Consider the following 18,164-nt stretch of genomic DNA (forward strand, 5'->3'; position numbering starts at 1 on the left):
ACAATCCACCCAAACTCCCGCACACCCACGCGCCACCTCAATCGTCCTTTGCGCCGCCTGCCTGCGTACGAAGCCCGCACACCACCCGCACCCGCGCGAGCGCCCGCTCGGCGCCGGGCAACACCCCGACCAGCTCGAGGCGAATCAGCACGCCGAGCAGCGTCACCGACAGCGCCGCTTCGCCGATCACCCGAGCAGAGGCCATGCCAATCGCGCCGAAACGCGGCGCGAGAACCAGCGCCGACGCGAGATTGACCAGCGCCGAGGCGACGCCCGCAATCGCGAGTACCCGGTCTTTCCTGCGCGGTACGAACACATACATCGCGACGAACTCATTGAAGGCCGCGAACGGGAACATCCATGCAAATACCTGCAATACGTGCACACTCGGCTCGAACGCGGCGCCGAGAATCAGCGGCAACACGAAAGGCGAAAGCGCCAACGCGCCGCACAGCACGAGCACGCCATAGCCGAACAGCAACACGGCGCCGCGTCGCGTCGTTACATGCGCGCCCGCCTTGTCGCCCTGCGCGAGCTGCCGGGTTATCGTCGGAATAAAGACCTGCGCCGCGGGGGCCATCAGGCTCAGACCAATCGTCGCGAAACGCTCGGCCGCGCCGAAATAGCCGACCTCCGCCGGCGTCGCGAACAAGGTCAGCAGATACGTGGACGATGCCGTCAGCACGACGGAGCCCGACGAATAGCAGAACAGCATCGTCGACCTGCGCACGAGCGGCAGGACGCCGGAAAACGCCAGACGCGGCCAACCGAGTTGCCACGTCGTCAAACCATAGGCAATGACCAACGAGACCACACCTGCAATCAGCAGGCTCGCCAACACCCATACGGCGTCGTTCGGTCCTTTGACGAGCGTCAGCACCAGCACGAGACTCAGCGCGAAGCCGAACACTTCGATCATGACCGGCGTGCGAATCTGTTGCCGCCCCTGAAACAGCCAGCCGAGATTGCACGCCGACACGATGCCTAGCAAGGTGGCGAGCATGCCGATCAGAGGCTGCTCCGCCAATAATGGAGAACAGAACGTCGCAATGATGCCGATGCCCGCGCCGATCACGGCGAGTACTAGCCGCGCGCTGACATGCAGCGAGTAGATCGCATTGCATTCCTGAGTCGACTGCGCTTTCGCCACCTCACGCATGCCGACAAAGGTGAAGCCGAAGCCGACGAGCATCCAGATTACGTTCATCAGCGACATCGACGCGAGTACCCGGCCGTATTCGGCCACGCCAAGCACCCGGCCATAAAACGGCACGACGATCATGAGGTACACGTACCTCATGAAATAGCCGACGTACACAAATACGATTAAGTTGGTGCTCGTTCGTCTATCCATGCCGTCCTCCTTCGCCTCAGCGTCCTGCGACGCGACGGCGCGCAAGCGGGTTCGCGATATAACGCACCGCGAAATCCGACAGCGGCGAGTAAGGCACGAGACACAGGCTCGACAGTACGAGCGTGCCGAGCTTCTTCTTCAGGCTCCAGAACGGGTTTGCAATGATGATGTGCAGATAGTTGCGTGAATCCCGGATCATCCAACGCCAACGCCTGAAGAACGTCGCGCGATAAACGGAAGAGCAGAATGTCGCTTTCTCGTGTGAGAAGTCGAGAAATGTGGCCGGTAATTCTATGTCGAGCCGGTCTTTTGCAATATTTCGCAAAATGGCCCAGCGCATGTTGAACGCGCGCGGCGCTTTCGTCAGTTGTTCGGAGTTCGCGAACGACACCGTTTCGCTGCCCGCGTTATGCACCCGGTAGCCGCCTAGCGACTTCGACACGGTCGCTATCGGTCCAGCCAGCGCGACGCCGTAGATCGCGTAAAAGTCCGCGCCATAGCGATTCACGCCCTCTTCGGGGACCGGGAAGATCTGCTTGAGCGCACTCACCCGGTAGGCATTGCCAGACGCGGGCGGCGACGGATAGAGCCAACCGCCGCGCAGCAGACTGCCGCAGTCGGGGGGCGGCTCGCTATTCGGCACGTAGGCACCCGTCAATGCACCTTCGCTGTCCATCACGTCGAGCCGGAACTGCACCTTGGCCCACTCGCCGTGCTCGAAAAAGCGCATGACTTCGGTGACCGCGGATGGGTACAGCACGTCATCGGAATCGAGAAAGATCACAAACTCGGTGCTGAGCGACGCAATTGCATGGTTGTAGGCGGACACCTGTCCGCCATTTTTCTTGCACAGCGCCACTACGCGCTCGCCATAGCTTTCGATGATCCCGCGCGACCCGTCGGTCGAGCCATCGTCGACGACCATGACCGTAGTCGCCGGATAGTCCTGCGCGAGCGCCGAGTCGATCGCCGCTGCAAGATAGTGCTCGTAGTTGTAATTGCAAATCGCAATGGTGACCTGTTTCATGATGTGTCAACGCTATCCGTCAGGTTCGGTCCGCCGGCTCCCGGCGACCGTCAAGCTCGCGAAATCTCGCTATGCCACCGCCGGCGCCGCACTACGTACCACGAGATAAGCCAGATGTTTGGGCGGATTGTTACCAGCACCGTTCACCTTGTCGGGTACCTTGAATCGCACGTTCATCGAATCGTTTTCCCAACTCAATGCAACATTGCCCGGTGCGCTCGCCTCGCCGCTCAGCGCATCGATGAAATCGGCCTTTACCGCGTGCGAGCGCAGCGCCTGCAGCCCGCCGATGGAAATGTTCTGCCAGCCCGCGCTGCTGCTCACCTGCATCACGAGGTCGTTGCCGGAAAGCAAGGCATTTGCAGCAACACCCGGACCGCCTTGCAGCGGCTTTGAAAAACTGGCCAGATGTCCACCCACGGTTTCTTGCAACACGACCAAGCTTCGACCGGAAACGTTGTAGGTTCGTTCAGGCGGACCGGGGTGCGTGAGACGATACGGTTCATAGCCTTCCCAGTGATAGATCATCGACAGGTACTTGTTCGGATCGTCCCAATTCCTGCCGAGCGCCCACACCGCGAAGTCGAAGAAATAGCGCGGCAAATAGTGCGGGTCTTTCATGTACTCATTGCCGATCTCCGTTTGCCAGATGCCGCGCGCGGGACCGTTCTTCACGTACTTCTGGTACAGCGATTCCATATCGGCTACCGGCAAATAGTGCGTGTCGATGTAGTCAACCCAATCGAGCATGCGCTCTTTCAATGCCGGACTGCGATATTCGAGCCAGCGGTAGAAGTTATCGAGCCCCCCCTGGTCGGGCCAGCCGCCATACACCACATACGCGCGATGACTGCGAATGATGCGGGCCGCAGGAATATGAACCCGCTCGACGTAATCCTGCATCGCGCGTTCATACGGTTTCGAGCGTTTTTCGTCCTTGCTGAACCCCGGGCCGCGCCAGAACACCGACTGCTGCAAGCCGCCGGACAATCTTCCAGCCGCCTCGTTCCAGATCTGGAAATAGCGCAGGTTATAAGGCGGCGCGGAATACTTGCGGACCACCGCGTCGACGTACTGCTTCCATGCATCCACGTCGACGGGTGCCGAATTGCTTTCGCCCGGCACGCTCGCATTCCATCTCGGCGTATAGCCGAGCGTTAGCAGCGAACCGATTCCATTGCGTTCGTTTCTCAGCAGCCTGGACGGCAGATCGACATCGAACGCCGAGCTGGTTTTGTCGATGCGCATCGCCTCGCCGCGCCGCTCAGGTTGACCAGGGCCGACCGAGTCACGACCCCAGCTGATGCCCATCGCTCGCCACATCTCGATGTCGGCGGCCGATCCGGCCCAGCCGTTGGCGCCGATCAGATCCGTCATCATGCGGGCGCGCGCGTTCGCGGCCGCTGGGTCCGGTACCAACGCGAAAGCGGGCCTGATATCCGACAACGGCGCGGCCGCACCCGCCGCCAACGCGGCCAGTGTGCGCAATGCGCGTCGTCTGCCAGCACGGGTCTTCATGCGATCCATGTTCGTGCCCATCCATCGCTAGCTCGCTGACGCGCGCGGTGCCAGTTCTGGCAGCCGCTCGCCGGTCTTTACATCGAGGATTTCGAGCACCTGTTGCGCCGCGCGCTCCCAGCGAAATTCGCGTGCATGCAGCAGCCCAGCTCTGCGGTATTGCTGGCGAAGATCGGCGTCGCTCATCATCTGCGCGATCTTTGCGGCAATGTCGTCCGCGGAAGTCGCGTCGCAGTACATCGCGGCATCCCCGCACGCTTCCGGTATCGACGTACGCGCCGACGCAATCACCGGACAGCCGCAATACATCGCTTCAAGAGGCGGCAGGCCGAAGCCTTCGTACAACGACGGAAACACGAGGCATCCAGCGTTCTCGTATAGCCCCTTCAACTCCTCGTCGGACACGAATCCGGCCCACACCACCTGCCGGGAATGCAGCGGATGCTCGACGCCCGCACTGCTGAAGATGCGCGGATACTGTTTTCCGACGATGACGAATTTCACGTCGCGCAGATGCCCGAGCCGCGCGATTGCATCGAGCGCGCCGCGCAGATTCTTGCGCGGGTCGAGACTGCCGACGATCACGCAATAGGCGTCCTTGTTCAATTCGAGCCGTTGCAGCACCGACGGGTCGGCTACGATCCGGTCGAGATGATCCGCGCCGGGCGCCACCACTTTTACACGCGATTCGTCGATTTTCAGGTGATGGCAGATACGCATTTTCGAATACGTCGACACCGTCAGAACGATAGGATGCGTGCGGGGCAATAGGGTGAAAACGATGCGATACCAGAGCCGGAATTTCCTCGAAAAGCCTTGCGGCACGTCGAAGACGGCCATGTCGTGCACCATCACGACCTGACTGTGCTTGAACAGCGGATTCGTATTGCACAGACTCAGCAGCGTGATGCCGCGTGCCGCGATTGGCAGCGTAATCTGCTCCCACAACGTGCCACGCAGCCACGGAAAGCGCCGTTGCGGTTTGAGCAGCGCCCCGGGCTCGAGCGCGTTTTGTGGCAGGAACAATTCCGGTTCATCACCGGGCGCGGCGCGCATCTGCATGGCCCTCGTCAGCTCATACGCCACGCGTTGAACCCCTGTGATGGTCTGCGAAGTAAACTTTCCATTGATTGCAAAGGCCATCTGGTTCTCCGTTTTACGCCATCGCGAATGCGCTTTACCGCGTTGGGGTCTCCACACGCTCAGGCGCCCCGCGGCGCTTGCTGCCCGGCGTCGTTCTCGCCGAAATCGCTGGCATAGTTCGTTTCGTAACCGTAATTTTTCCTGCTTCGACGCAGCGGAATGCCGTTGAACACCGCGCCCGCGATGCGACCTTCCGCGCGCTCCACCTTTCTGATGGTGTCGGCGATCTCCTCCTCGCTTTGCATACCCGAACGCAGCACGAGCAGCGAAGCGCCCGCCTCGTTCGCGACGATCGAGGCGTCGGTGACCGCGAGGAAAGGCGGCGTATCGATGATCACCAGATCGAACTGACTCGACAGCCGTTCGAGTACATCCTTCAGGCGCGGCTTCATCAGCAGCGCGGCGGGATTCTCCGGTCGCACGCCGCACGACAGGAACGTCAATCCGTCGATACGGGTCGAGCGCAACGCATTACGCAGCGGCAGACGTTCGGCCAGCACTTCGGAGAGGCCGCCGCGATTGCTCTCGTTGAATAGCGAGGCGAGATGCCCGCGCCGCATATCGGCATCGATCAGCACCACGCGCTGGCCGACTTCCGCGTGCAGGATCGCCAGATTCGCGGCGACGAAGCTTTTACCGGCGGACGGCGTGGGGCCGATGATCATCACGATGTTGTTGCGTGCATGCGCGAGATCGCGCGTGACTGCAGTCCGTACGCTGCGCAGCGCTTCGACCGACGTGTCGTGCGGAAAGCGCGCGGCAAGAATCCTGTTCTGAATGCCCGTATCGAGCTGAATCTCGTGCAGGCTCTTCTGCAGCGGCGGATGGGCACGCCCGGTCGCTGGCGGCAAAGACTTGCGCCCCGCGGTCGCATCGCGATCGAGCAGCAGTTGCTGATGGCTGAACAGAATCTCGCCGAACACCGGCACGCTCATCTGGCGCTCGACGTAGCGCGGGTCGGTCACGCCGATCATCACGTGGCGGCGCATGAAGACCAACACGACGCCGGACACGATACCGAGTACCAATCCACCGCCGAGCACGAGAATCGGCTGCGGCATCACCGGCATATGCGGCCTGATCGCCTGATCGAGAATATGCGCGCCGCCCGTCGTGCTGGCGCGACGCACCTGCAATTGTTCTGCCTTCTGCACCATGCCGAGATACACCGTTTCCGCGACCTTCTGCGCGCGGATCAGATCGACGCTCTCGCGCTCCGACGCCGGCATGCCGTTGAAATGGTCGGAGAATTTCGCTTTCGCTTCTTTCAATTGCGCCAGTTGCTCATCGATGTTCTGCACCCAGCGGCTCTGTGGCGTATAGCGCTCGAGCATTTGCGTGCGCTGCAATTGCAACGTCGCGATCTGCTTGTCGAGATCGAGGCCGCCCTGCAAATAGGCTTGCGCCTCGTTGGTCGGCTGCATCGATTGCGAGTTCGAGCGGAAGTTCTTCAGCGCTTCCTCGGCTTTTCGCAGATCGCCGAGTAGACGCGGGAGTTCGCCGTTAATAAACGCGAGCGTCTGCGTGTCGTTCGACTGCCGGCTCGCCACCGCGGATGCGAGGTATTGCTGTCCCAATGCATTGGCGACGGCCGCGGCCTTGTCCGGACTCTTGTCGCGGTACTGGATTTGCAGCAGCCCCGAGTCTTTCACTTTGTCGCCGATCTTGATCAGATTCTCGAAGCGCTTGATCGCATCGAGCTCATTCCAGCGGATCACTTCGAATTTCGTGCCCGGCCGCGCAGCGAGTTCCTTCACGAGCATCGACACGCCGTTCTGCTTGACCGGCATGCCGACCGTGCCGCTCGCCAGCAACTCGCCGGAAGGGCCATGCAATTCGAAGGCGCCATTGTCGAGCGCGGTCAAGGTGAGCTTCTCTTCTTCGAGATCGCGTGGCACGTCGAGCGCGGCGATCTGCACGCGCTCGCCGCCCCATGCATACGATTTCAGACCGAGCCACGGCGCGGAAGGCTGTCCCGGTGTAGCAAATTTTTCGGCGATGTCGCCGAGCACCGGAAGCTTGTGCGGCTTTACTGAAATGTCGAAACGGAACTGGTCGATCACCGGCTGCAGAACCGACCTGCTTTCCATGACCGCCATTTCCGTTACCGACGACGGCGTCGGTGGTGGCAACAGTTCCTGGTTCTGCAACGCAAGTCCGAGCGCATTTGGCTCGGGTGGGTCCACACGAACGATTACGTCGGCGGAATAGATGGGTGTGGCAATCAGAAGATACGCGACCGCGAGCGTGAGGACGACGACCGTCGTCACCACGATCTCCCAGATGTGGTCACGCATTAGCGTGAGCATCCCGCTGGCACTCAGTTGTCTGCGCTCTGTATCAACAGCGGGATAGAGCGAGTTTTGCGGATAGTAATCCACCGGTCTGATCCTTGCAGGTTGATGAAACAAAACGATCGGCGATCGCTTTGCGTCGCCACGTCGCTATTTATATGCCGCCGGCCGGATAGACCCTCGATTGGCTGGCAGCACGGCGAAGCGACGTGCTGTGTCGGGTTAGGTCGGGGAGCCGTGTTCGGGACCTCTCGAACCACGGAAGGCTACACACCTATTGCTTATCCACCGCGGCAGTGCCGATTGTTCTTCTCACGAATCAGCGAATGCGGTGCCCGCCATTCACGTAATCCGCGATTGACAATTTCTCTCTCGATGTTGCGGTGAAGCATAGTCCGCAAAGGATCGAGGCATTCGCCGGCGGCCCAAAGTAGGGTGCTATTGGCCGATAATGCGGAGCCTTTTACAAATGAAACAGAAGCTGGAAAGGCTTGTTGCGATCTGCAATTGCTGTAACAGAGTTATACGACAGGCCCCATACATCGCGACAGAACGCCAAATGCATCGCTCAAGTGCAAAAAATGCCGTTCTTATCTCGCGAATCGTGCCGAATCCGCGCCACTCGGCGCATTCCGACGATGCCCTGGCTTCTCGCCTGCAAAAATCGCGCTAATTGATCTGGAAAAAAATTCCGTGCAACGTTAATTAGTAGCACGCAATTCAGCGAATAGTGAGGTAAGAATTTCTCAAGTCCTGACGATTACGCCAAAACACCCACGCATGCCGGCCAAGCTCGTCCCGCCCAAATCGATGCGCTAATCTCAATGCGTAGATTTTCCTGACTGGAGAAGCTCGCGTGATGAAGCACATTGGTCTATTCGTCTTTCAGGATTGTTCGATGGCAAGTACCGGCGCGATCGGCGACGCGTTTCGGCTTGCCAATGAGTTCAAGAGAACGGCTGGCGAAGAGGCGCCATACCGGTTTACCGTGGTATCCGACGGCGGCGGTCTGGTGACCAGTTCGTCCGGCATATCGATCTGGACGCAAGGCCTCGAACGCTATTGCCTCGCAGATTTCCACGCGTTCTTCGTGGCCTGCCGCGACGTCACCGAAGTCGCGGAATCCAACGATCGGTTTCTGTCGTGGATCTCGCTGCAAGGATCGATCGCATCTTTCGGCATGCAACAGGGTGCGAATCTCGCGGTCGTCTGCAACGATCCGCTGCAATCGATCGTGCCGATTTTTCTGTTCGACGACAGCGGTGACGCCGCGCGCACGCAAAGCAATGTGACGCCGACCGATCTCGCGCTCGCGCAGATCGAACGCGACATCAATACCGACACGGCCCGCAAAATCGGCCGCATCCTGCAAACCGGCTACGCGGAGAAGAGCCGTTCGGAGCTCGACGACGTCAATATCACGACGACGACCGAAAAGATTCGTGAATCGGCGCGCTGGATCAAGGAGAACTACAGCAAGGCTATTTCGGTTGCTCAGGCGGCCGAGTCGGTGGCGATGAGCAAACGCAATTTTCAGCGCCGTTTCAAATGCGAGTTTGGCATGACGCCACTCGAATATCTGCTGCGTACACGCTTCGAGATCGTTCGCTCGATGCTGAAGAACACCGATTTGCCGGTCGATAAGATCGCGCGTCGTTGCGGAATGGGCGACGGTAATCGGCTCGGGCGGCTATTCAAGGAGCGCTATGGCATGTCGCCGACGCAATTCCGCGCGCAACAGCACGTGGATGCTGAGGAACGCTGGCTGACACCGGAGGAAAGCTGGAGCGCCGCGACCGAGATGTTGCGGCAGGCGCCACTGACGCTTTGATTTCAATTCCCTGTTACTCCGAGCACGATTCGTCGGCTCGACCGCAAAGGGATTAGAACATGACGATCATCAAAACCGGCGAACTGGGCGCGGAGGACGCGGCCGTCGCGCCGGAAAGCATGGCCTCCCTACAATCCGATGACAGTGCCGTGGCTGCGCCTGGCGAGCGGCCGGGCCTGCATGCAGGCGCGCATTCCGCGCAGGGACAAGCGCCATCTACTGTCAGAAAGATCAAGGAAGCGGCGAAAACCTTATTGCCGGATGCCGTTTTCCTAAGCCTGTTACATCACAAATGCACTGGCCGTTATCCGAACCTGATTCGTCCAGTGACGTTCAATGAGAAGATCCTGCAACGCAATCTTCGCCCTGATCCGCGTTATATCGACCTGACCGACAAGTTGCTGGTGCGGGACTATATTGCCCGGAAGATCGGTGATAAGCATTTGATACCGCTGATCGCAGCGCCCGATGCATTCACGCCCGAGGTGTTCGACGCGCTACCCGATGCTTTCGTAATGAAAGCCAATCACGGCAGCAGCTTCGTCGAAGTGGTGAGAAACAAATCGGAGACCTCGTTCGAGAAGCTGAAGAAGCTCGCCGACCAGTGGTTGCGCACCGAATTCTATTACGTGGGGCGCGAGCGGCACTATCGGTCGATCGAGCCGCGCATCTTCTTCGAGCAGTTGCTGCTCGATCAGCGCGGCCGGATTCCGGCGGATCTCAAGATGCACTGCTTCGGCGGTCGGCCCGAGGGGCCGGTCATCTATATCCTCGTGATCTCCGACCGGTTCGGTAACGCGACGCACGGCGACGTGTACGACGTCGACTGGAATCACCTCGATATCGCAATCGGCGACTACAAGCGCAGCGCGGCACCCGGTCCGCGTCCGCCGAATCTGGACGCCGTGCTCGATATCGCGGCCCGTCTGTGCGAAGACTTCGACTATGTGCGCGTAGACCTGTATGCGCCGGACGACCGCGTTTATTTCGGCGAGCTGACATTTACGCCCGGCGCGGGTGTGCTGCCCTTCACGCCGGACAGTATCGATTACGAGTGGGGCAAGCTGATGGCTTGAACCCGCTTCCATTCACAGCGTTTGGATTCCGCCATCAAGCCGGCAACATGCCGTTTTGCAGTTTTGCGCCGTCGGCCTCGCGCGAGGCCAGAAACGTCAACAACGCCCGCGCCGCTTCACGGTGGGGCGCCGCCGTGCAGATCGCGGCGGTGAAAGTCGTGGTGGACTGGATGGCGGCAGGAAGCTCGCCGAGCACGTCGATGCCCGGCACGTGAATCAATTCGCTCATCTGCTGAAAGCCGAGCGCGACTTCTCCGCGCGCGACGAGCGTGCCGACCGGCACTCCCGGCGGCGCCTTCACGATACGCGAAGCGATCTGCCCGGCAATGCCCCAGCGTTCGAGCAGCTTTAGCAGATGCGTACCGCTCGGCCCGGTCGAGTAACCGATGCTGCGCGCACCGAGAATCGCGTCGCGCAGTGCCGCTTCGGTCGCGATGTCCGGCCGCGTTGCTCCGGCCGCGACCGCGACCGCGATGCCCGAACGGGCGAGCCCGACGCGGCTCGCCGCCTCGACGTAGCCCGTCACCGAGAGCCGCTCGATCGCGTCCGCGGCGAGCACGACGATATCGAAGACTTCGTCATTCTCGACGCGGCGCGCCGCGTCGACGCCGCCGACCGATTCGATCGCGACGCTCTGCCCCGTGCGCCGCTCGTACGACGCAGCGAGTTCGGCGAGCACCTGGCGCGTGGCCATCGACGAAATACCGGTGATCGGCGCGCGCGCGGCTTGACCGTTGATCTCTGCGACCACGCCCGTCAGTCCTTGTAACGCAGTCCGGCCTGCTCGAGCGGCCCGCGCATGTTGTACATGTCGAGACCGAGCACACCGGAGGCAAGTTTCGCGCGCTTCTCGGCTTCGTTCGCCTCGCGCGCCGCGGCCTTGTCGAGCACCGTTTGCGCAATGGCCGCCGGCACCACGACTACGCCATCGTCATCGGCAACGACGACGTCGCCCGGCGTGACCAGTGCGCCCGCGCACACGACCGGAATGTTCACCGAGCCGAGCGTCGCCTTGACCGTGCCCTTCGCGGAAATCGCCTTGCTCCAGACCGGGAACTTCATCTCGGTCAGCACACTGACGTCGCGCACACCGGCGTCGATGATCAGCGCATGCGCGCCGCGCGCCTGGAAGCTGGTTGCGAGCAGATCGCCGAAGTAACCGTCGGTGCTCTCCGCGGTGACGCCCGCGACGACGACGTCGCCCGGCCGGATCTGTTCGGCCGCGACGTGCAGCATCCAGTTGTCGCCCGGTTGCAGCAGCACCGTGACAGCCGTGCCGCTCGCCCGTGCGCCGGTATAGATCGGCCGCATATACGGCTGGAGCAGGCCCGTGCGGCCCATGGCCTCATGAACGGTGGCCGAACCGAGCGCGCCGAGTTTGGCGGCCACGTCCGCATCCGCGCGCTGGATGTTGCGATAGACGACTCCGATTTCGTACATGATTACAGCCCCTTCGTTTTCAGCAAGGCATCGAGACGCGGATAGACGCGCCGTGCGTTGCCTTCGTAGATCTTGTAGCGCTGCTCCGGGTTCATATCCGCGGCTTCAACGTAGCGCTTCGTGTCATCGAAATAGTGACCGGTTTCCGGATCGATGCCACGCACCGCGCCGATCATCTCGCTCGCGAACAGGATGTTGTCCACGGGAATCACGCGCGTGAGCAGATCGATACCCGGCTGATGATAGACACAGGTGTCGAAAAACACGTTGTTCAACAGATGGTCCTTCAGCAACGGTTTCTTCATTTCCTGCGCGAGACCGCGGAAACGGCCCCAGTGATACGGCACCGCGCCGCCGCCGTGCGGAATCACGAAACGCAGCGTCGGGAAATCGCGGAACAGGTCCGAGGTCAGGCATTGCATGAACGCGGTGGTATCCGCATTCAGGTAGTGCGCACCGGTGGTGTGAAAGCACGCGTTGCAGCTCGTGCTCACGTGAATCATCGCGGGAATGTCGTACTCGACCATCTTCTCGTAGATCGGATACCACGAGCGGTCCGACAGCGGCGGGCTGGTCCAGTGGCCGCCCGACGGATCGGGATTCAGATTGATCGCGACATTGCCGTACTGCTCGACGCATTTGACGAGTTCAGGAATACAGGTGGCCGGATCGACACCCGGACTTTGCGGCAGCATCGCGGCCGGCACGAAGTTCTCGGGAAACAGCTGGCTCACGCGATAGCACAGTTCATTGCAGATCGCGGCCCAGGTGCTGGACACTTCGAAGTCGCCGATGTGGTGCGCCATGAAGCTCGCACGCGGACTGAAGATCGTCAGATCGAGGCCGCGCTCGCGCATCAGTTTCAACTGGTTGTTTTCGATCGACTCGCGCAGCTCGTCGTCGCTGATCTGCAATTCCGACACCGCCGGCATCTCGGACGGACTCCTGATGCCAGCGATCTGGCGGTTACGCCACGTCTCCAACGCTTTGGGCGCGGTGGTGTAGTGGCCGTGAATGTCGATGATCACCGTGATTCCTCAGTAGATGAATTTAACCAGCGGCGCGCGCGAACCGCACGCGCGCCACGTTCCTGCGTGCGTCAATGCGCGGCATTCGGCTGCGCCGCCGTTTCGGTGCCGCCCACGCGCTGGCTCACCAGGATGGCGATAGCGGCCAGCGTAGCCGGGATCGCAAGCATTGCGAGGATCGCGCCGAACTGCCAGCCGAAGCCGAGCAGCGCGCCGCCGATCGCCGAACCGAAGATGCTGCCGAAGCGCCCCATGCCGAGCATCCAGCTCACGCCGGTCGCACGTGCAACGGTCGGGTAGCGGCCGGGCGCAAATGCATTCAGACCGGTTTGCGCGCCGCTCATGCAGAAGCCCGCGGCAAACACCAGCAATGCGAGCGACGACGACATCGCGCCGATGTAGCCGAGCCCGAGCACGCACACTGCACCGCCGATATACGCGGCGCTGATGACCGGCGCCGGACGCGCCTTGTCCATGATCCAGCCGACCAGGACCGCGCCGATCGTGCCGCCGATCTGGAACATCGCCGTGACGTTTGCCGCGGTCGTGACCGACAGACCCGCATCCTTCATTAGCGTCGGCAGCCAGCCGGTCAGCAGATAGATCACGAGCAGGCCCATGAAATACGTGACCCACAGCGTGATCGTCATCGAGCCATAGCCTTGCGAGAACAGCACGCCGATCGGCTTGCGCGTCGGCAGCGGCGGTTCGTTCGACACGAACACTTCATTGCCGGCGAAACGCACGCCGCACACACGGCCGAGCACCTTGCCGATACGCTGTGCAGGCGTGCCGCGCACCGCGAGCAGACGGGCCGACTCAGGCAGCAGCCAGATTTGGAACGGGATCAGCACGAGCGGCAGCGCGCCGCCGAAAATCAGCACCGAGCGCCAGCCGTGAACCGGAATCAGCCAGCCGGCCGCGAAGCCGATCAAAGCCGAGCCGAGATTGAAGCCCGTGAACATCACGGTGATCAGCAGCGCGCGCTTGCGTTGCGGTGCGTACTCGGACAGCAGCGTCGTCGAGTTCGGCATGGCGGCGCCGAGGCCGACACCGCTCAACAGACGCAGTGCCGCCATCGAAAACGGCGATTGCGTGAATGCAGTCGCAATCGTGAACACGCCGAACAGAAACACTGACGTAATCAGCACCCACTTGCGGCCGATGCGGTCCGATGCAGGACCCGCGAACAATGCGCCAATCACGAGACCGATCGGCGCCGCGCTCATCACGAGACCGAATTCGGGACGCGAAATACCCCAATCATGAATGATGGAAGGCGCGACGAAACCCATGATCGCAACGTCCATGCCGTCGGCGGTCACGATCAGAAAGCACAGCACTACCAGCAGCCACTGGTAGGGTGAAATCGGCCGTTCATCGATGAACTTCTTGATATCAATTCTGTTACCGCTGGTAGTACTCATCAAAACTCTCCTGTCTCCTTCACTGGCCTCATCACGCGCTCGACGCGGGTTGCTTCGCAAAGTACGTCGTAACCATCGTGGCGATGGGGCCCCTACACGGCCTACTCAAACAACTGGCGTGACGGTACGTTTCGTCCTTCGTGGGCCAAAGCGCGGGTTAACCATATGGTCGGAGCGAGTATCCGCATATTCAGCGTTCCGCATAGCATCGTCGGAGCTCGTCCGATTCGTGCAAAGCCGCGCCGCACAGGCGTTCAACCCAAGTCCCACGCCCCTCGAAGCGGCCCTGCCGAACGCCAGTTGGTGCAGCAACTGATAAACAAAACAGATGATGCGGGAACGAACTCGCATACAACGGCAGCGAGACGCCCCGCTTTTGCGATCGACGTGAATGCACCGGTTGGTGGCGGATTTACTCCGCGAAGTAGGGCGCAATAAAAAAGCGGCATGACGTGCCAAGGCCATCCCGCTTCGGGATCAGCCGGCCTCGCGGACCGGCTCGTACTCAATTAGCGCTGTGCAAGACCCGGTTCAGGGCGCCGCGACACCGCGCGTCGCCGGCGTATAAGGCGTGTAGAAACTCGAGCCCGCTCACGTACTTGCGGCTGCCGTGTAGAGCGGTCCGCCTGGCGTGTAGTTCGCGCCGTCGTGCCATCTGCCAGGGAAACCACCGAGCCCCAGCTTCACGACTTTGCATACAATGTATCCATCCATCGACCGAATTACGCATCGCTTCGCTCTAAAGGAGAGCAGTTTGCATACAATGCAGACCCCGCCGGCGCGATCGCCGGACGACGTCTATCTGGCGATCAAGCAGTCGCTTGCGGAGCACCGCTTTGGCGCGGGCCAGTATCTGCGCGAAGAACAGCTCGCCAAAAGCCTCGGTGTGAGCCGCACACCGGTGCGCGAAGCGCTGCGCCGTCTCGGCGCCGAGGGCTGGGTCGAGATCCGCCCGAACTATGGCGTGCGGGTCAAGGCGTGGTCGCTGCAGGACGCGCGTGAAATCTTCGAAGCGCGGCTTCTGATCGAACCATTTCTCGCCGGGCGCGCCGCATTGAAAATCGGCGCCGCCGAAATCGAACGGCTCCGCACACTCGCCGAACAGATGTCGGCCATCACGCGGCAAGCGTCCACGCCCGAAACGACCGAAGCATGGTTCGCCGCCAATGGCGAGTTCCATTCGATCATCACGGCCGCGGCGGGCAATGCGCGCCTCGATCGTTCGTTGACGTCGATGAAGGAAACGCCGCTGATCAAGTGGACTTTCGACTCCTATAACGACGAACACCGCGCGAGCAGCGCGCGCCAGCACTTCGAAATGGTGCAGGCACTAGAAAATCGCAATGCGGCCTGGGCCGAGGCGATCACCCGTTGTCATATCCTCGCCGCCGAGAAAGCAGTGCTCGACCGCTATCAAAGGGAGCACCCTTCGCCGTAGCCGGCCGTAGCCCATGCATCGAAGCACCACACGAACAGCCGTCCCATAACGACGCAGGAGACGTGAAATGCCGAGCACCGTGAACGCTGGTCCAAGACTGGACAGATTGCCCCTCTCCGGTTTTCACCGGCGCATCCTCTGGCTGATCGGCGGAGGCATGTTTCTCGATTCGTTCGATATCTACCTCGCCGGCGGCGTGCTCGGCGCGCTCGCGAAGAGCGGCTGGTCGACGATGCAATTGAATGCGGCGTTTCTGTCGTCGACATTCGTCGGCATGTTATTGGGCGCATTCACGGCGGGTTTGCTTGGCGATGCAAAAGGCCGCAAGTTCACCTATCAATTCAATCTCGCGATCTTCGGTCTCGCGTCGTTCGCCGGCGCGCTCGCGCCGAACATGACGTGGCTGATCGTCTGCCGTTTCTTCATGGGCCTCGGGCTCGGCGCGGAAATCGTCGTTGGCTATGGATCGGTCGGCGAGTTCATTCCGCCGGCCGTGCGCGGCAAGTGGTCCGCGTACCTGTCGCTGATCACGAACTCCGCGCTGTTCTTCTCGACGTTCATCGGCTATCTGATCATTCCGTCGATCGGCTGGCGAGCGATGTTTGCGATCGTCGGCATCGGCGCGTCGATCGTCTGGGTGATTCGCAAGAAGATGCCGGAGTCGCCGCGCTGGCTCGAATCGAAGGGCCGCTACGCCGAAGCCGATGCGATTCTTCGCGCGGCGGAAGCCGAATCGGCAAAGGGTCAGCCATTGCCGCCCTTCACGCCTTCGTTCGAATCGGCCTCTGCCGCACCGCGCCCCACCACGCTCTTCGAATTGTTCAAGGGCCCGCAGATTCGCCGCACGCTGCTCGCGATCTGCGTGCAGATCGCCGTCAACGTCGTGATTTACGGCTTCATCGTCTGGGTGCCGACCTTCCTGATCAAGCAAGGTCTCGGCATGGCGTCGTCGCTCGGCTATACGACGCTGATGTCGCTCGGCGGTCCCGCCGGCGCCTTCCTCGGAGTGCTGATCGCGGACCGGATCGGCCGTAAGAATGGGCTCATTGCGGTCGCGGTGATCGCCGCCGTGGTCGGCTGGCTGTACGGACACTCGACGAACGTCGCGACCGCCACCGTGCTCGGCTTCCTGCTTTTCACGCTCACCTATCTGATGGTCGCGCTCGGCATCGCGACTTACGTCCCCGAACTGTTCGCCACTGAAAACCGCATGCGCGCGAACGGCATTGCGGGTTGCGCGGGCCGCATCGCCGGCATTCTCGCGCCGCAACTCGTGGTCGTCATGTATGCGGCGGGCGGCGTGCGCGACGTGCTGTCGGTGATCGTCGGCGTGCTCGTCGCGATGGCCGCGATTCTCGCGGTGTTCGGCATCGAAACGAATCAGCGCTCGCTCGAAGACATCGCGCCGCCGCCCACGGACGACATCGACACCGCGCTCGCCGGTGCATCGGTCGCGCGCGAACCGCGTCAATGAGCCAACTTCGAATCGGCGCACATTCATCGTCATCAAACGGAAATAGCATGAACGCACAGCACAAACGTCAGCAATTGAAGGCACGTCTCGCACAACCGGAAATCGTCACCGCGCCCGGCATCTTCGATCTGATCTCCGCGAAGATGGCCGACTCGATGCAATTCGATTGCCTGTACATGACGGGGTTCGGCACGGTCGCGTCTTACCTCGGTCTGCCCGATGCGGGCCTCGCCACTTATACCGACATGGTCGATCGCGTCACTGCGTTTTGCGGCGCCACCGTCACGCCCTTGATCTGCGACGGCGATACCGGCTACGGCGGCCTGTTGAACGTCGCGCACACGGTACGCGGCTACGAGCGCGCCGGCGCCGCGGGCATCCAGCTCGAAGACCAGGAGTTTCCGAAGAAATGCGGCCACACGCCAGGCCGCAAAGTGATTGCGCTCGACGACATGGTGCAGAAGATCAAGGTCGCGGTCGAGACGCGTGACGATGCCAACTTCCACATCGTTGCACGCACCGATGCTCGTACATCGCTCGGACTCGACGAAGCGTTGCGACGAGGCGAAGCGTTCGCCAAAGCGGGCGCCGATGTGTTGTTCATCGAATCGCCGGAAACGGTCGAAGAGTTGGAGACGATCGCACGCACGTTCGATAAGCCGCTGCTCGTGAACATCGTCGAAGGCGGCCGCACACCGCAGCTCACGCCCACCGAATTGCAGAAGCTCGGTTTTTCGATTGCGATTTATCCGGCTTCGGGCTTTCTCGCGGTCGCGAAAGCACTGCACGATATCTACGGCCAGATCAAGGCGCAGCGCGGCACCATGCACGCGGAAAACACCATGTATCCGTTCTCCGAAATGTGCAATCTGATGGGCTTCCCAGCCGTATGGCAGTTCGACCGTGAGCATGCCGAATGACGACGGGCTGACAAAATATTACGTTTTTCAGCGTGCTAGACGCGTAGCATATCGGGGGCATGTCCCGCGAGCGCCCCACTCGCATTCGTCATTCAACCGCGGAGAATTCGGAAATGAGTATTTTTGGTGACATCGTGCACAAGCTGTTCGGCAAAGCGAAGCCGGACCAACCTCCCCCCGCGACGGAACCCACC

Annotated in this window: 14 protein-coding genes; 5 read left to right on the forward strand and 9 right to left on the reverse strand. The window is 61.3% G+C overall.

The features are described 5' to 3' along the window. Positions 1-37: 37 nt before the first annotated feature. The 5 genes from GCT19_RS23600 to GCT19_RS23620 all read right to left on the reverse strand — a co-directional run bounded on the left by GCT19_RS23600 (position 38) and on the right by GCT19_RS23620 (position 7,351). Positions 38-1,354 carry a lipopolysaccharide biosynthesis protein gene (locus GCT19_RS23600; protein WP_193727441.1) on the reverse strand — a complete coding sequence of 439 codons (1,317 nt, stop codon included), beginning with the start codon at positions 1,352-1,354 and terminating at the stop codon, positions 38-40. A gap of 16 nt (positions 1,355-1,370) precedes the next feature. Continuing rightward, positions 1,371-2,381: a glycosyltransferase family 2 protein gene (locus tag GCT19_RS23605; RefSeq protein ID WP_018437227.1), complete on the reverse strand. Its 1,011-nt coding sequence runs from the start codon at positions 2,379-2,381 to the stop codon at positions 1,371-1,373. Positions 2,382-2,450: 69 nt separating this feature from the next. Then, positions 2,451-3,920, reverse strand: coding sequence for a hypothetical protein (locus GCT19_RS23610; RefSeq protein WP_152853250.1), 1,470 nt, complete (start codon positions 3,918-3,920; stop codon positions 2,451-2,453). A 6-nt stretch (positions 3,921-3,926) separates the two neighbouring features. Beyond that, on the reverse strand, positions 3,927-5,042 hold the full coding sequence (locus tag GCT19_RS23615) for a glycosyltransferase family 4 protein (protein ID WP_026229031.1): 1,116 nt from the start codon (positions 5,040-5,042) through the stop codon (positions 3,927-3,929). Positions 5,043-5,101: 59 nt separating this feature from the next. Continuing rightward, the gene (locus GCT19_RS23620; RefSeq protein ID WP_018437230.1) at positions 5,102-7,351 is read right to left on the reverse strand and encodes a polysaccharide biosynthesis tyrosine autokinase; all 2,250 of its coding nucleotides are present in this window, start codon (positions 7,349-7,351) and stop codon (positions 5,102-5,104) included. Positions 7,352-8,234: 883 nt separating this feature from the next. Between GCT19_RS23620 and GCT19_RS23625 the strand changes: the two genes are divergently transcribed. Beyond that, positions 8,235-9,167: a helix-turn-helix domain-containing protein gene (locus GCT19_RS23625; protein WP_176107584.1), complete on the forward strand. Its 933-nt coding sequence runs from the start codon at positions 8,235-8,237 to the stop codon at positions 9,165-9,167. A gap of 59 nt (positions 9,168-9,226) precedes the next feature. Beyond that, the gene (locus GCT19_RS23630) at positions 9,227-10,243 is read left to right on the forward strand and encodes an ATP-grasp fold amidoligase family protein (protein WP_018437231.1); all 1,017 of its coding nucleotides are present in this window, start codon (positions 9,227-9,229) and stop codon (positions 10,241-10,243) included. A gap of 34 nt (positions 10,244-10,277) precedes the next feature. Here the strand turns inward: GCT19_RS23630 and GCT19_RS23635 are convergent, their stop codons facing one another. The 4 genes from GCT19_RS23635 to GCT19_RS23650 form a co-directional block, all read right to left on the reverse strand. Then, complete coding sequence (locus tag GCT19_RS23635; RefSeq protein WP_018437232.1) at positions 10,278-10,994, reverse strand: substrate-binding domain-containing protein; 717 nt, start codon at positions 10,992-10,994, stop codon at positions 10,278-10,280. A 5-nt stretch (positions 10,995-10,999) separates the two neighbouring features. Then, the gene (gene ligK / locus GCT19_RS23640) at positions 11,000-11,683 is read right to left on the reverse strand and encodes a 4-carboxy-4-hydroxy-2-oxoadipate aldolase/oxaloacetate decarboxylase (RefSeq protein WP_152853251.1); all 684 of its coding nucleotides are present in this window, start codon (positions 11,681-11,683) and stop codon (positions 11,000-11,002) included. 2 nt (positions 11,684-11,685) lie between these two features. After that, on the reverse strand, positions 11,686-12,711 hold the full coding sequence (locus GCT19_RS23645) for an amidohydrolase family protein (protein WP_176137850.1): 1,026 nt from the start codon (positions 12,709-12,711) through the stop codon (positions 11,686-11,688). Between the two features lie 71 nt (positions 12,712-12,782). Then, positions 12,783-14,138 (reverse strand): MFS transporter, encoded by a 1,356-nt coding sequence (locus tag GCT19_RS23650; protein ID WP_152853252.1) that lies wholly within the window; start codon positions 14,136-14,138, stop codon positions 12,783-12,785. A gap of 763 nt (positions 14,139-14,901) precedes the next feature. Between GCT19_RS23650 and GCT19_RS23655 the strand changes: the two genes are divergently transcribed. The 3 genes from GCT19_RS23655 to GCT19_RS23665 all read left to right on the forward strand — a co-directional run bounded on the left by GCT19_RS23655 (position 14,902) and on the right by GCT19_RS23665 (position 17,970). Beyond that, positions 14,902-15,576, forward strand: a complete 675-nt coding sequence (locus GCT19_RS23655) for a GntR family transcriptional regulator (protein ID WP_018437236.1) — start codon at positions 14,902-14,904, stop codon at positions 15,574-15,576. Positions 15,577-15,643: 67 nt separating this feature from the next. Then, a complete protein-coding gene (locus GCT19_RS23660) occupies positions 15,644-17,050 on the forward strand; it encodes an MFS transporter (protein ID WP_018437237.1) in 1,407 nt (468 codons plus the stop codon). Positions 17,051-17,097: 47 nt separating this feature from the next. Further along, entirely contained in the window at positions 17,098-17,970 is an 873-nt protein-coding gene (locus GCT19_RS23665) for an isocitrate lyase/PEP mutase family protein (RefSeq protein WP_018437238.1), read from the forward strand. Positions 17,971-18,164: the final 194 nt, after the last annotated feature.

The sequence above is a fragment of the Paraburkholderia atlantica genome (assembly GCF_009362785.1).
In the GTDB taxonomy this organism is placed as follows: Bacteria; Pseudomonadota; Gammaproteobacteria; order Burkholderiales; family Burkholderiaceae; genus Paraburkholderia; species Paraburkholderia atlantica.